Raw genomic sequence first — 12686 nt, 5'->3', positions numbered from 1 at the left:
ACATGACAGCCATCGCGATGCTGAGCGTCGCGCCGGTGATCGAGGGGAGCATGGCCGAGGAGGTGGCGAAGGCGGTCGCCGCGCTCGACGACTTCGACGTGAGCTACGAGACGAACCCGATGGGAACCGTCATCGAGGCCGACGACGCCGAGACGCTGTTCGCGGCCGCGGCGGCCGCGCACGACGCCGTCGACGGCGACCGGGTCTCGACGGTCCTCAAGGTCGACGACAAGCGGACGAGCGACGGGACCGCCGCCGAGAAGGTCGACGCCGTCGAGGAGCACCTCGGTCGAGAGGCGAAGCGAGAGCGGTGACGGAGCGGTGAGGGGGCGGTGACGGAGGGGCGCGCCATCGCCTCGGCACGCTCTCTCACGCGGTGTCGACTCCCACGCTGCCGCCCGCGGTCGCGTCGCCGTCGGGATTCTCGACCGCGACGTCGACGGTCGTCGTTCGCACGACGGTCGCCTCGTCGCCGCCGCCGGCGACGTCCGCGCGGAACACCACGTCGAGCGTCGTCGTCGCCGTCTCGCCGCCGCCGAGCCCCGGCGCGCTCAGCGACTCGCTCGTCACGGCGTCCCCGCGCTCGGTCGCGTCCGCGCGCTCGAACCGCGCGGTGAGGGCGCCGTCGACCGCGTCGAAGTCGGGCGGCGCGTCCAGCTTGGAACCAGATCGGTCACGCTCCGGCCTCCCGACCGACGCGACGTCTCCGGGCGTCGCGTCCGGGTCGGCGGCCGTCAGGGTCTCCCGATACACCTCGTCGACGCCGGCGTCGCTCCCGACGGCGAGCGTGAGCGTCACGCGCTCGACGCCCTCGGAGAAGTCCGTCCACGAAACCTCGAGGGCCGGCGAGAGGTACACCGACTCGATCCGACCGTCGTTGCGCGTAACCGTCGGCGCGTCGCCCGCCTCGAAGGCGGCCGGGTCGCCGTCGACCGCGGCCGCCGGTCGGCTCGACGCGGTGAGGAGGCCGAGGCCGGTGAGGCCGCCGACCGCGACGGCCGCGGTTCCGCCGAGAAGCGTTCGTCTGGTCGGCCCTCCGTGCGCGTCGCCGTCCCGCGAGTGGCTCGACATCTCGGCGCGGAGTGGCCGCGGTATGGGTGATAAGGATGTGGAGAACGGTCCCCGCGGGCGACTCGAGCTACCCCTTGATGTTACAGACGGGGAACGTCCGGGCGACCTTGTCCCCGATGCCGAGCTCGTCGCTGACGCGGATCACCTCGTCGATGTCCTTGTACACGCCGGGGGCCTCCTCGGCGATGGTGGCGCCGGACTGGGCCTTCACGTAGATCCGCTGGCCGTCCTCGAGGTCGTCCTGGACGTCGCCGCCCCAGAACTCCTGTTTCGCCTGCGTCCGGCTCATCAGCCGGCCGGCGCCGTGGGCGGTCGAGCCGAACGAGACCGACATCGACTGGTCCCCGCCGCGGAGGACGTACGACCCGGCCCCCATACTGCCGGGGATGATCACGGGCTGGCCGACGTCGCGGTAGGTCTCGGGCACGTCCGCGTTGCCGGCGGGGAACGCTCGCGTCGCGCCCTTGCGGTGGACGTACAGCTCGCGGTCCGCGCGGTCGACCGCCTCGTCACCGACCGCGGGGCGCCCCTCGGCGTCCACGCCCACCTCGTGGGTCTCCTTCTTCGCGATGTTGTGCGCCACGTCGTACAGGAGCTCCATCCCGAGGTCGTCGATCGGGTCGGCGTCGAACACTTCGCCGAACGTCTCGCGCGCCTGATGGGTGATCAGCTGGCGGTTCACCCACGCGAAGTTGATGCACGCGCCCATCGCGCCGTAGTACTCCTCGGCCAACTCGGAGCCGGCGGGCGCGGCCGCCAGCTCCTTGTCGGGCAGCTCGTCGAGCAGGTCGCCGTGTTCCTTCTCGATCCGCCGGAGGTAGTCGTTGCAGGTCTGATGGCCGAGCCCGCGGCTCCCGCAGTGGATCAGGACGACGATCCCGTCCTCCTCTAAGCCGTACGCCTCCGCCACGTCCTCGCGGAACACGTCGGTGACGCGCTGGACCTCGAGGAAGTGGTTCCCCGAGCCGAGCGACCCCAGCTGGTTGCGCCCGCGGTCCATCGCCTTCTGGGAGACGTACTCCGGGCGCGCGTCGGGGCGGCGTCCCTCGTCCTCGCAGCGCGCGAGGTCGCTCTCGATCCCGTAGCCCTCCTCGACGGCCCACTCGACGCCGCGCTCGAGGGCGCCCTCGATGGCGTCCGCGGTGCCGTCGATCACGCCGCCGCCGCCGAGCCCGGAGGGGACCGCCTCGAACAGCGCGTCGACGAGCTCCTCCTCGCGGCCGCGCACGTCGTCGTAGGCGAGGTTCGTTCTTAACATTCTTACGCCACAATTTATGTCGTAACCAACTGCTCCAGGAGAGATACAGCCGGTTTTCGCGTCGATCGCGCCGACGCCGCCGACGGGGAAGCCGTACCCCTGGTGGCCGTCGGGCATACAGAGCGCGGGCTCGACGATGCCGGGCAGGTGCGTGGCGTTCTTCAGCTGCTGGAGCGAGTCGTCGTCGCCGATCTCCTCCAGTAGGCTCTCGCTGGCGAGGACCCGCGCGGGGACGTTCATGTCGTCCTCGCGGGGGATCTCCCAGACGTGCTCGCGCACCTTCTCTAACCGGATCCCGTCGAACTCGCGCGTGGTCATACCCGGCGTTCGACGCCGGAGGGGAAGGGCGTTGCGTCAGCGGGCGGCGAGCGGTGAGCGCCGCGGAGGCCGCCGCGATCGCTTCGGGTCGCTTATCGGTCGACCGGGTCGATGGGGAGCCAGCCGATCGCGCCCTCCGCGAGGGTGAACGCGGCGAAGACGCGGCCCAGGACGACGCCGTAGACGAGGTGCGCGACCGCGATGACGACGCCGAACTCGAAGCTCGCGTTGAGTCCCGGCACCGGCAGCGTCGGCACCGGCAGCGAGGTCGCGCCTTCGATCGCGATCGCGGCCGGCAACAGCAGCCCGCCGGTGATCACGCCGAGCAGCGCGGAGTGGACGACGCCCAGCGAGAGGCAGCCCCCCACGTCCTCGGACAGGTCCGCGAAGAACGGCCGGTCGAAGACGGCGACGAACAGCCCGCCGAACAGCGTGCTGTTGAACAGGTGGACGAGCAAGCCCGCCAGGACCGTCTCGACCCCGATCAGCGCGCCGATCGTCGGCATGAGCCCGAGACCGAAGTGTAACACGGCGCCCATCGCGGCGCCGGCGACGAGCCCCGAGCCCGCCCCCGCGCCCCAGCGCCGATCGGTGACGTCCGGTTCGCTCCCGTCGCGCCGCTCCGAGTGTGACATACGTTAACAACAGACTCTACAAACATAATGGTTTGTCATCTCACGGCGCGATCCCGCCGGTCGCGGCCTCACACGTCGAACACGACGTACGCGTACCAGCCGTCGCCGCGGCGTTCGAGCGCCATCTCGGAGTAGGTGACCGCCTTGATCTCCCGGGCGGCCACCGCGTCGAGGGGAACTCCCCGGGCGCTGGCGGTGAGCCGCCACTCGTCCGAAGCCGCGGGACCGGTCCCGCCCTCTCCCACCTCCTCTTCCTCGCCCGGTTCAACGACCGTACACCGGTGGTCGGCCGGGAGGACGAGCCGCACGTCGCGCTCGTAGATCAGCTGGTCGAGGTAGTCGAACAGCAGGGCCTCGCGGCCCTCGGCGGCGACCTCGAGTTCGAACCGGTCGCCCCCCGTCTCCGGCACCGACTCCGCGCTGGCGGCCGCGAGCCCGTCGGCGACCGCCGCGAACAGCGCCGAGAGGGAGTCGGCCGTCGCCTCGACGGCGACGTCGGCCGTGTGGTCGCGGAGCTCGTAGCTCATCGCTCGCCGGTCCCCTCGCGGGCCCGGTCGCGGGACCCCTCCGCGCTCTCCGATCGCTCGTCGGTCTGGAACCGGGCGTCGATGGTCCGCTCCGGGGCCTCGGCGCGGAGGTCCTCCGGGTCGACGTCGTCGAGGTCGGCGGCGACCTCCTCTAAGGCGACCCCGCTCGTGACCAGCGCGCGGATCCCCTCGTCGACGGTCAGCTCGACGTCGACGATCCGGCGCTCCGGGACGAAGACGACGTGGCCGCCCATCACCGGGTTCGGCGCCATCGGCATGAACAGCGTCCGCATCCCCTCTCCCCCGCTGTCCGCGTGGTCGGCGATGGCGGCCGGCGTCTCGCTGGTGACGAACGCGAGCGTGTACGCCTCCGCCGTCGGGAACTCCACGAGGACGACCTCGCGGAAGTTCCCGCCGTCCGACTCCAGCATGGCGTCGCTCATCTGCCGGAACCCCTGGTAGACGGAGCCGACGCCGGGCACCCGCTCGACGGCGTAGTCGACGTACGCGACGGCGCGCTCGCCGTACCGCGAGGACTCGACGGCCGCGCCGATGAGGAGGATCGCGGCCACGAACACGACCGGCGTCGCGATCTCGATCGCGAGTTCGCGGGAGACGGCGCCGACCACCGGCAGCCCGTTCCCCGGCGACACGGCGATGATCGCCGACGAGAAGGCGTCGAGGTAGTCGTACACCGCGTTGAACGCGAACGCGAGGACGGCGAGCGTGATGACGGCCGGAACGATGACGGCGACGCCGGTGAGGAACGCCCGTCGAAGCAGCTCGACCCCCGACGACTCGTCGGTCATTGATCGCGACCACGGACGACCGCGACAAAATCGTTTCCGTCGAGCGTTCGAGCCGCGTCGGCGTTCGGCGGCGGAAACCGAGGTCGGCCCGTCGAGAGGGAGTTAACCGCCCGCAACGGATCTCTCTGTCGGCGCAGCCGCCCGCAACGGTCCCCGCTGGCGGTGGAGTTATATTCCGCCCGCGTGTTAGGTCTCCCCAGTGAGCGTCAACGTCGAGAAGCGGACCGACCCGCCCGGCGAGTCCGACTACGCGACCGCCGCGTGGGAGCTCAAGGAGCAAATTCGGTCCGCCGAGGGCGTCCTGCGACAGCGACGCGGCTTCTTCGTCGACGCGTACCGCCGGTCGACCGCCCACCTGCTCGTCGAGAACGACCGGCTCGTCGCGTTCGCCTCCGTGCGCCGCGACGGCTACATCCTCTTTCTCGCCGTTCACCCCGACCACCGCGGCCGCGGCCACGCGGAGCGGCTGGTCGCCGATATCGCGGAGAACCACCGCTCGGTCACCTGCCACGCCCGGACGACCAACCGCCGGGCGCTCGGGTTCTACGAGCACCTCGGCTTCGAGGTGATCCGCCGCATCGACGACTACTACGAGGACGGCGGCGACGCCTACTACCTCAAGCTCGGCGGCGAGTCGCTCCGCGAGCGGCTCTCGGGATTCGTCGGTCGGTAGCCGACCCGGCTCCCGCGTCGGCGGGAGACCGGGACCGGAACTCGTTTCACAGCCTCCTTCGAAGCCCGCGGCGTGAGCGACCACGACCAGATACAGGCGGTCGCGCGGGCGGCCGCTCTCGCCGGGGGAGCGGAGCTTCGCGCCCGGTATCGAGACGGCGATACCGAGGCCGAGTACGGGGCGCACGACGTGAAGGCGGCGGCCGACGTGGCGGCCGAGTCCCGGATGCTCCCGGTCGTGCGCGGGGCGTTCCCGGACCACGCGGTGTTCGCCGAGGAGGCGGGCGAGTTCGCGGGCGACGGGCCGTACCGGTGGATAATCGACCCCCTCGACGGCACCAACGACTTCGCCGCGGGCCTGCCGACGTTCGCGTCGTCGGTCGCGGTCCTGCGCGACGGGGAGCCGCTCGTCGCGGCCGTCCACCAGCCGGCGACGGGCGAGACGTACGTCGCGCGCGCCGGCGAGGGCGTCCGGTACGACGGCGACCGCGTTGCCGCCGCCGACGCGCGGGGAGCGGGAGGCGCCGAGGGGGACGTCGCGGGCGCCACGGTGGCGGTGATCGTCGGCCGCGACGTGCCTCGCGACGCGACGCTCGCGGCCGAGGCCGACGCCCTCCGAGCGGCGCTCGGTGACCGCGTCAAGCGCGTGCTCGACAGCTGGGCGCCGACGGTTCACTCGGGACTGCTCGCCCGCGGCCGGCTTCAGGGGCTCGTCCAGTTCCACCCGGACGAGGAGGAACAGGCCGTCACCGAGCTGCTCGCGTCCGAGGCGGGCGCCGCGGTCCGGCGCGACGAGGATCTGTACGTCGCCGCGACCGACGAGGCGACGCTCGCTGAACTGTGGTCGACGCTGGAGGACGCGGACCGGTGACCCGGAAGGACGGCGCGGACCGGTGATCCCTGAAATCGACAGCCATTAGCACGCGCCGCGAGGAGACGCGGGCATGACCGACGCCACTCCCGCGTCGCTCGCGGAGCGCGTCCGCGACGGCGAGATCCGCTTCCACGAACTCGAAGACCACGGCGACGCCGACGCGGCGGCCGCGGCGCGCCGGCTGCTCGTCGCGGAGGAGACCGACGCCGACCTCGACCCGCTCGGCGAGTACGCGTTCGACGCCGACGCGGTCCACGGCTCGAACATCGAGAACACGCTCGGCGGCGTCCAGGTCCCCGTCGGCGTCGCCGGCCCGGTGACCGTCGACGGCGGGGCGCGCTCGGGCGAGCGCTACCTGCCGCTCGCGACCACGGAGGGCGCGCTCGTCGCGTCGATCAACCGCGGCTGCTCCGTCGTCGAGGACGCCGGCGGCGCGACCGCGCGGGTGACGAAGAGCGGGATGACCCGCGCGCCCGTGTTCCGGGTCGCGGGCGTCGCCGAGGCCGAGGCGCTCGTCGCCTGGGTCCGGGACAACGAGCCCGCGCTGCGCGAGGCCGCGGAGTCGACGACGAGCCACGGCGAGCTGCTCGACGTGACGCCGTACGTCGTCGGGAACAACGTCTTCTGCCGGTTCCGCTACGACACGAAGGACGCGATGGGGATGAACATGGCCACCATCGCGACGCGGGAGGCCTGCGACGTGGTCGAGGCGGAGACGGACGCCTCGCTCGTCGCGCTCTCGGGGAACCTCTGCTCGGACAAGAAGCCGGCCGCGATCAACGCGGTCGAGGGGCGCGGGCGCTCGGTCGTCGCGGACGCGACGGTCCCCCGCGAGGTCGTCGAGGACCGCCTCCACACGACGCCGGAAGCCATCGCGGAGATCAACACCCGGAAGAACCTCGTCGGCTCCGCGAAGGCGGGCGCGCTCGGCTTCAACGCCCACGTCGCCAACGCGGTCGCCGCGATGTTCCTCGCCACCGGGCAGGACGAGGCGCAGGTCGTCGAGGGGGCGAACGCGATCACGACCGCCGAGACGACCGCCGACGGCGACCTCTACGTCTCCGTCTCGCTGGCGAGCCTCGAAGTGGGGACCGTCGGCGGCGGGACGAAGCTGCCGACGCAGCGGGCGAGCCTGGAGATCCTCGGCGTCGCCGGCGGCGGCGACCCGGCCGGGAGCAACGCCGACGCGCTCGCCGAGTCGATCGCGGTCTGCGCGCTCGCCGGCGAGCTCTCGCTGCTCGCGGCGCTCGGGTCGCGACACCTCTCGTCGGCGCACGAGGAGCTCGGCCGATAGACGGGTCGCGGCTCCGACCCCTGCCGACCCTTCTCAGTCCGACCAGCGCGGGCAGTCCTCGCGGAGCGCCTCGCGTCCCACGTCGGTGATCCGGTAGACGGCCTCGCCGGAGACGCGCTCGACGAGCCCGGCGTCTTCGAGGGCGGTCAGTCGGGACTCCGCGTGGTCGTCGTAGAGCCCCGTGTTCCCGGCGACGAACGCCTGGTAGTCGGCGCCGACGTCGGCGAGGTAGGAGAGCAGTCGCTCGTCTGAGCGCGTGAGCGACGGGCGGTCCGGGTCGAGTGCCTCGCCGTCGCCCGCCGCTGAACTCCCCGCCGAACGGTCGGCCGGTTGTGCGTCTGGTGCGGGCATCTCACACGTGGTGACGTGTACCACGATAAAGGGGACACCGGCGGTTCCCATCCGCTGGGAGTCGCCGTCGATCGGCGGAACGTGTTCGGGATCCAATCGGTCTGCTCCGCGTTGCCCCTCCCGGTTCAGTCGTCGGCGTCGGCGGGGGGCGTCGCGGTCGCGTCGCCGCGGCTTCCCTCGCCGGAGGAGCGCTCGGGGAGCATGGGCGTCCCGTCGGCCCGGGGTCCGAGCCGCGGGCCGTGCGGGCCGTCCTCGGGGTCGATCCGGCGCCGCGTGCGGTAGTCGGTCGAGCGCTCGACGGGCGTCCGACCGATCGCCGCGATCATCTCGACGTAGTCGTCGAACGAGCGGTACTCGCCGTACTCGCCGCCCGCGCGGCTGGTGATCTCCTCCGAGAGGATGGTGCCCATGAAGTCGTCGGCGCCGCAGTTGAGCAGCTTCAGCCCGTGTGCGTCGCCCGACTTCACCCACGAGGCCTGGACGTGGTCGACGTTGTCGAGGAACAGGCGCGCGACCGCGACCACGAGTTCGTCCTCGGCGCGAGAGGGGCCGGAGTCGACGACGCCGCGGCGGTAGAGGGGGGTGTTCTGGTGGATGAAGGAGAGCGGGACGAACTCCGTGATCGCGCCCGTGCGGTCTTGGAGGTCGCGAACTACTTTCAGGTGTTCGGCCCTGTGAGCGACCGTCTCGACGTGGCCGTACATCATCGTCGAGGTGACGTCGAGGCCGGCCGCGGCCGCGCCCTCCATCGCCGCCACCCAGTCGTCGGTGCGGATCTTCCCCGGGCAGATCACGTCGCGGACCTCGTCGACGAGGATCTCGGCGGCGGTGCCGGGCGCGGAGTCGAGCCCCGCGGCCGCCAGCTCGCGGTAGACGGCCTCGTACTCCCAGTCGGTGCCGCGTTTGGCGTGGTACGCCTCCTCCGGGGTCATCGAGTGGAGGTGGACGCCGCCGACCGACATCGCCTCCATCTGCTCGACGTAGGTGCCCGGATCGGTCGTGTACGCCTCCGGCGGCTTGTAGTTCACCTCGCTCGCGGGGTCGTCACGTGCGGCGAGGATCTCGTGGTGCTCCTCGTTCAGCGCGAACGCCGGGTGGAGCCCCGAGACGGAGCAGACCTCGTAAATCCCCATGTCGAGGGCGTCCTCGACGACCTCGCGCGACTCCGCGGGCGACTTGGTGAACCCCGCGTGCTCGACGTCGCTGTCCGCCTCGAACGCGTGGGCGGAGTCCTTGAAGTTACAGAACAGGCAGCCGGTGTTACAGGCCGTGGTGACGTTGTTGTTCAGGTTGGCGACGAAGGTGACCTCGTCCCCGACCTCCTCGGCCCTGCGCCGGTCCGCGGCCTCTAACACCGCCTCCTTGCGGACCGAGTCGATCCCCGCGCGCTCCGTGCCGGTGGCGAGCAGTTCGGTCGCGTCGTCGACCGTCAGCCGGACGCCGTCGCGGGCCTTCGCGAGCGCGTTCTCGAACGACTGGTCGGTCGCGGGCGCCGCGAAGTCGAACTCGTTCGCGCCGCCCCCGCCGTCGCCGTTCCCGCCGCCGTTCGATCCGTCCGCGCCGGAACTCCCCCCCGAACTCATCCCCTAACGCTCCCGGTTCCACCCTGATAAACGGGCGGGTCGCGACACCGATCGAGTCGGACAGACGACGCCGATCGCGAACGTCCGTTTATAAACAGAGCCGAGCGCCGCGACGTTCCCTTATAAATAACTGCGGCGGCGCGCGCCTCCGAGCGGCCGCCACCGGTCCGTTGTGAATGAGTTGGCTCTGTTGAAACCCTATTCTTCAAATATAAATTGGGATGAAAAACCCGGTCGCTGAATGGTGCTTCTCAATCGATAGCGGGAGTGAGTGTCGCAGATCAGTGGCCGCGATGTGGTGTTTAAATAACCACGAGCGACGACGAGGGGTTATAAAAGGGGTGCGGTGGCGCGCCTGCGAGCGGCCGGAGCGAAGCGGAGGCCGCGAGCCAGCCCGCGAGGGACGCGGTGAGCGCTCGGAGAGCGCGAACCGCGAGGCTGGGGAGGCGTGAGGTGCGGTCGCTGTGCGGTGCGGGGTGGGACTCAAAGGGGCAGTCGCGAGGGCGAAGCACGCCGCAGTAAGCACCGCAAGGAGCGAGTGAAACGAGCGACTGAGGAGCGCAGCAAGGCGCGCGAGCCGTCGCGACTGGGGCTTTGGATGTCGCCATCCCAGTAGCGCTGATCATTTATAAACAGCCGACAACAACACCACAACTCTCCTTATAAATGGCCTCACTCACGATATACTACACCTACTCCCGAAGTCGCCCGTCGCTACGTCTGTACTGACCACACCCCGGTCAGAATATATCACTTCCTAAGGATTTCAACAGGGCCAATTAGGTATAAACGAACCGCTGAACCACCCGCGTGACATCACCGAACCGGCACCGCCTCGAAACGGCCGGCTGCCGACCCCGTGGTCGCCTCAGTACTGGTAGTTGATGACCTGCTCGTCCTCTTTGTCCGCGTCCTGAAGCTTGTCGCGGGCCTGCTCGAAGTCCGCCTGCGAGACCTCGGTGCGGCCGTCGCGGATGGCGAACATCCCGGCCTCGGTCGCCAGCGAGGCGATGTCCGCGCCGCTGTACCCGTCGAGGTCGCGGGCGACGACGCCGAGGTCGACGCCGTCGGCGACGTTCATCTCCTCGGTGTGGATCTCCAGGATGCGCTCGCGGCCCTCCGGGCCGGGCTCGGGCACCTCGATGAGGCGGTCGAAGCGGCCGGGGCGGAGGATCGCCTCGTCGAGCATGTCGAAGCGGTTGGTCGCGGCCATGATCCGGACCTCGCCGCGGTCGTCGAAGCCGTCCATCTCGGAGAGCAGCTGCATCATCGTCCGCTGGACCTCGGCGTCGCCCGAGGTCTTCGAGTCCGTCCGCTTCGAGGCGACGGCGTCGATCTCGTCGATGAAGATGACGGCGGGCTCGCGCTCGGCGGCGAGCTCGAACAGGTCGCGGACGAGCCGCGCGCCCTCGCCGATGAACTTCCGGACGAGCTCGGAGCCGGCCATCTTGATGAACGTCGCGTCCGACTCGTTGGCGACCGCCTTCGCGAGCATCGTCTTCCCGGTGCCCGGCGGGCCGTGGAGCAGCACGCCGCTCGGCGGCTCGACGCCGACCGTCTCGAACTGCTCGGGGTTCTCGAGCGGGTCCTCGACGGCCTCGCGGACCTCCCGGATCTGGTCGTCGATGCCGCCGATGTCGGCGTACTCGACGTCGGGCGACTCGGTGACCTCCATCGCCTGCGCCCGGGAGTCGGTCTCGTCGTCGAGCACCTGCTGGACCGCGAAGGAGTCGTTGATCGCGACGCGGTCGCCGGGACGGAGGTCCTCGTCGAGCCGCGACGCGGCCTGCGTGAGCACCTCCTGGTTGTTGCCGTGCTGTTTGATGACGACGCCGTCGTCGGTGATCTCCTCGACGGAGGCGATGTACAGCGAGGAGGTCTTCAGCACCTCGTTCTCGCGTTTCAGCTGCTCGACGTCGTCTTTCAGCTCGCCGCGGCGCCCCTCGGCGTCCGCGAGCCGCGTTTCCAGTTCCTCGTTCACCTGAACGATCCGCCGGTAGTGCTGGCGGATCGCCTCCAGCCGCTCCGCGTCGCTCATCTCGGGGTCGAGCTCCAACCGCGGGCGGTCGGGCAGTGAGGGGCTGTGAGACATTCGTTGTGCGGAGTAGGATACGGGCGTAAATGTGCCTTTGGGTCACGGAGAGAACGTTGGATCGGCCGGACCGTCACGGCCGTCGAGTCACCGAGGCGCGGGTGAACGCTCGTCACACACCCCAGTATTATAATCGATAACCAGAGGTCAACGTTTTAACGCGGGCAAAACGAACGCGTTCGTATGGACGCACGAACGGCGGGCGGACGCGCCGGTCCGGCGCTCGCGAACCGCGAGACCCGGACGGGGAGGCTCCGCCGATGAGCGGAACTCCGGACGCGACCGTCCTCGCGGTCGACGACGAGCCGGACCTCGCGGAACTGTACCGGGTGTACCTCGACCCGGTCTACGACGTGCGGATCGCCACCGGCGGCGAGGAGGCGCTCGACGCGATGGACGACGACGTCGACGTCGTCCTCTTGGACCGCCGGATGCCCGACATGTCGGGCCACGAGGTGCTGAACGCGATCCGCGGCGACGGGTACGACGCCCGCGTGGCGATGCTGACCGCGGTCGAGCCCGACGTCGACATCGTCGACATGCCGTTCGACGACTACAAGACGAAGCCGGTCACCAAGGAGGACCTGCTCACGCTCGTCGAGGTGCTGCTCCACCGCGCCGCGTTCGACGAGCGGAGCCAGGAGTTCTTCGCGCTCGCCTCGAAGAAGGCGGCGCTGGAGGCCGCGGGCACGACCGGCACCGAGGAGTACGAGGAGCTCGTCGAGCGGATGGAGTCCGTGCGGCTCGAGGTCGACGACACGCTCGATCGGCTCTCCGCGCGGGACGCGTTCGTCGAGGTCCCGGGCGAAGTGCCGTAGACGGAACCGTTCCCTCCCTCCGGTTACTCGATTTCCAACTCGCCGTCGGCGCCCTCCTCGCCGCCGTCTTCGTCCCACTCCAGTTCGAACTCGACGCTCAGCTCGCCCGGGCCGTCCGCGGGCCCCTCGCGCTCCGCCTTCACCTCGAAGGTCGGTCGCGCGGGCGGGTCGAGCGTCGTCGACTCCTCGCCTCGTTTGAGCGTGATCGCGTTCCCGGCGTCCAGCGAGTCCGCGACCGTCCGCAGGTACGCGGCGATCTCCTCGCGGCTCCGGCGGCTCTCCGATTTGAACAGAATTTCCTCGGGCATATCCGACGGTACGCTTCGGCGAAACTTAAAGGTCGACGCGGCGGGGTTCGCCGTTCCCCCGATCGTTTTGTGGGAC

14 protein-coding genes are annotated in these 12686 nt (G+C 70.4%); 5 read left to right on the top strand and 9 right to left on the bottom strand.

What is annotated here, in order from left to right; translation table 11 throughout:
- Positions 1 to 2: 2 nt before the first annotated feature.
- Positions 3 to 314 carry a thiamine-binding protein gene (locus DVK07_RS04585; protein WP_121595965.1) on the top strand — a complete coding sequence of 104 codons (312 nt, stop codon included), beginning with the start codon at positions 3 to 5 and terminating at the stop codon, positions 312 to 314.
- 55 nt (positions 315 to 369) lie between these two features.
- Here the strand turns inward: DVK07_RS04585 and DVK07_RS04580 are convergent, their stop codons facing one another.
- The 5 genes from DVK07_RS04580 to DVK07_RS04560 all read right to left on the bottom strand — a co-directional run bounded on the left by DVK07_RS04580 (position 370) and on the right by DVK07_RS04560 (position 4618).
- Complete coding sequence (locus DVK07_RS04580) at positions 370 to 1071, bottom strand: hypothetical protein (RefSeq protein WP_121595964.1); 702 nt, start codon at positions 1069 to 1071, stop codon at positions 370 to 372.
- A gap of 67 nt (positions 1072 to 1138) precedes the next feature.
- Positions 1139 to 2647, bottom strand: coding sequence for an RtcB family protein (locus tag DVK07_RS04575; RefSeq protein WP_121595963.1), 1509 nt, complete (start codon positions 2645 to 2647; stop codon positions 1139 to 1141).
- Positions 2648 to 2739: 92 nt separating this feature from the next.
- Positions 2740 to 3282, bottom strand: coding sequence for a hypothetical protein (locus tag DVK07_RS04570; protein ID WP_121595962.1), 543 nt, complete (start codon positions 3280 to 3282; stop codon positions 2740 to 2742).
- 68 nt (positions 3283 to 3350) lie between these two features.
- On the bottom strand, positions 3351 to 3809 hold the full coding sequence (locus tag DVK07_RS04565; RefSeq protein WP_121595961.1) for an archease: 459 nt from the start codon (positions 3807 to 3809) through the stop codon (positions 3351 to 3353).
- The gene (locus DVK07_RS04560; RefSeq protein ID WP_121595960.1) at positions 3806 to 4618 is read right to left on the bottom strand and encodes a DUF502 domain-containing protein; all 813 of its coding nucleotides are present in this window, start codon (positions 4616 to 4618) and stop codon (positions 3806 to 3808) included. The genes DVK07_RS04565 and DVK07_RS04560 overlap by 4 nt, the downstream gene beginning before the upstream one ends.
- 199 nt (positions 4619 to 4817) lie before the next feature.
- Here DVK07_RS04560 and DVK07_RS04555 point away from each other — a divergent pair, with 199 nt between their 5' ends.
- The 3 genes from DVK07_RS04555 (at position 4818) to hmgA (ending at position 7458) form a co-directional block, all read left to right on the top strand.
- On the top strand, positions 4818 to 5291 hold the full coding sequence (locus tag DVK07_RS04555) for an N-acetyltransferase (protein ID WP_121595959.1): 474 nt from the start codon (positions 4818 to 4820) through the stop codon (positions 5289 to 5291).
- Between the two features lie 72 nt (positions 5292 to 5363).
- On the top strand, positions 5364 to 6161 hold the full coding sequence (locus DVK07_RS04550; protein WP_121595958.1) for an inositol monophosphatase family protein: 798 nt from the start codon (positions 5364 to 5366) through the stop codon (positions 6159 to 6161).
- A 73-nt stretch (positions 6162 to 6234) separates the two neighbouring features.
- Positions 6235 to 7458: a hydroxymethylglutaryl-CoA reductase (NADPH) gene (gene hmgA / locus DVK07_RS04545; RefSeq protein WP_121595957.1), complete on the top strand. Its 1224-nt coding sequence runs from the start codon at positions 6235 to 6237 to the stop codon at positions 7456 to 7458.
- A 33-nt stretch (positions 7459 to 7491) separates the two neighbouring features.
- Here hmgA and DVK07_RS04540 read toward each other — a convergent pair whose 3' ends face one another.
- The 3 genes from DVK07_RS04540 to DVK07_RS04530 form a co-directional block, all read right to left on the bottom strand.
- Positions 7492 to 7809 (bottom strand): DUF2250 domain-containing protein, encoded by a 318-nt coding sequence (locus tag DVK07_RS04540; RefSeq protein WP_121595956.1) that lies wholly within the window; start codon positions 7807 to 7809, stop codon positions 7492 to 7494.
- Between the two features lie 125 nt (positions 7810 to 7934).
- Positions 7935 to 9392 carry a 7,8-didemethyl-8-hydroxy-5-deazariboflavin synthase subunit CofH gene (gene cofH / locus DVK07_RS04535; protein ID WP_121595955.1) on the bottom strand — a complete coding sequence of 486 codons (1458 nt, stop codon included), beginning with the start codon at positions 9390 to 9392 and terminating at the stop codon, positions 7935 to 7937.
- A gap of 868 nt (positions 9393 to 10260) precedes the next feature.
- Positions 10261 to 11484 (bottom strand): proteasome-activating nucleotidase, encoded by a 1224-nt coding sequence (locus DVK07_RS04530; RefSeq protein WP_121595954.1) that lies wholly within the window; start codon positions 11482 to 11484, stop codon positions 10261 to 10263.
- A gap of 260 nt (positions 11485 to 11744) precedes the next feature.
- On the opposite strand from DVK07_RS04530, the gene DVK07_RS04525 reads away from it, so the two are divergent.
- Positions 11745 to 12302 carry a response regulator gene (locus DVK07_RS04525; protein ID WP_121595953.1) on the top strand — a complete coding sequence of 186 codons (558 nt, stop codon included), beginning with the start codon at positions 11745 to 11747 and terminating at the stop codon, positions 12300 to 12302.
- Positions 12303 to 12325: 23 nt separating this feature from the next.
- Here DVK07_RS04525 and DVK07_RS04520 read toward each other — a convergent pair whose 3' ends face one another.
- Positions 12326 to 12610, bottom strand: a complete 285-nt coding sequence (locus tag DVK07_RS04520) for an amphi-Trp domain-containing protein (RefSeq protein ID WP_121595952.1) — start codon at positions 12608 to 12610, stop codon at positions 12326 to 12328.
- Positions 12611 to 12686 lie beyond the last annotated feature (76 nt).

Source organism: Halorubrum sp. Atlit-26R (genome assembly GCF_003666015.1).
Taxonomy (GTDB): Archaea; Halobacteriota; Halobacteria; order Halobacteriales; family Haloferacaceae; genus Halorubrum.
This window is presented reverse-complemented; position numbering and strand designations above follow the sequence as displayed.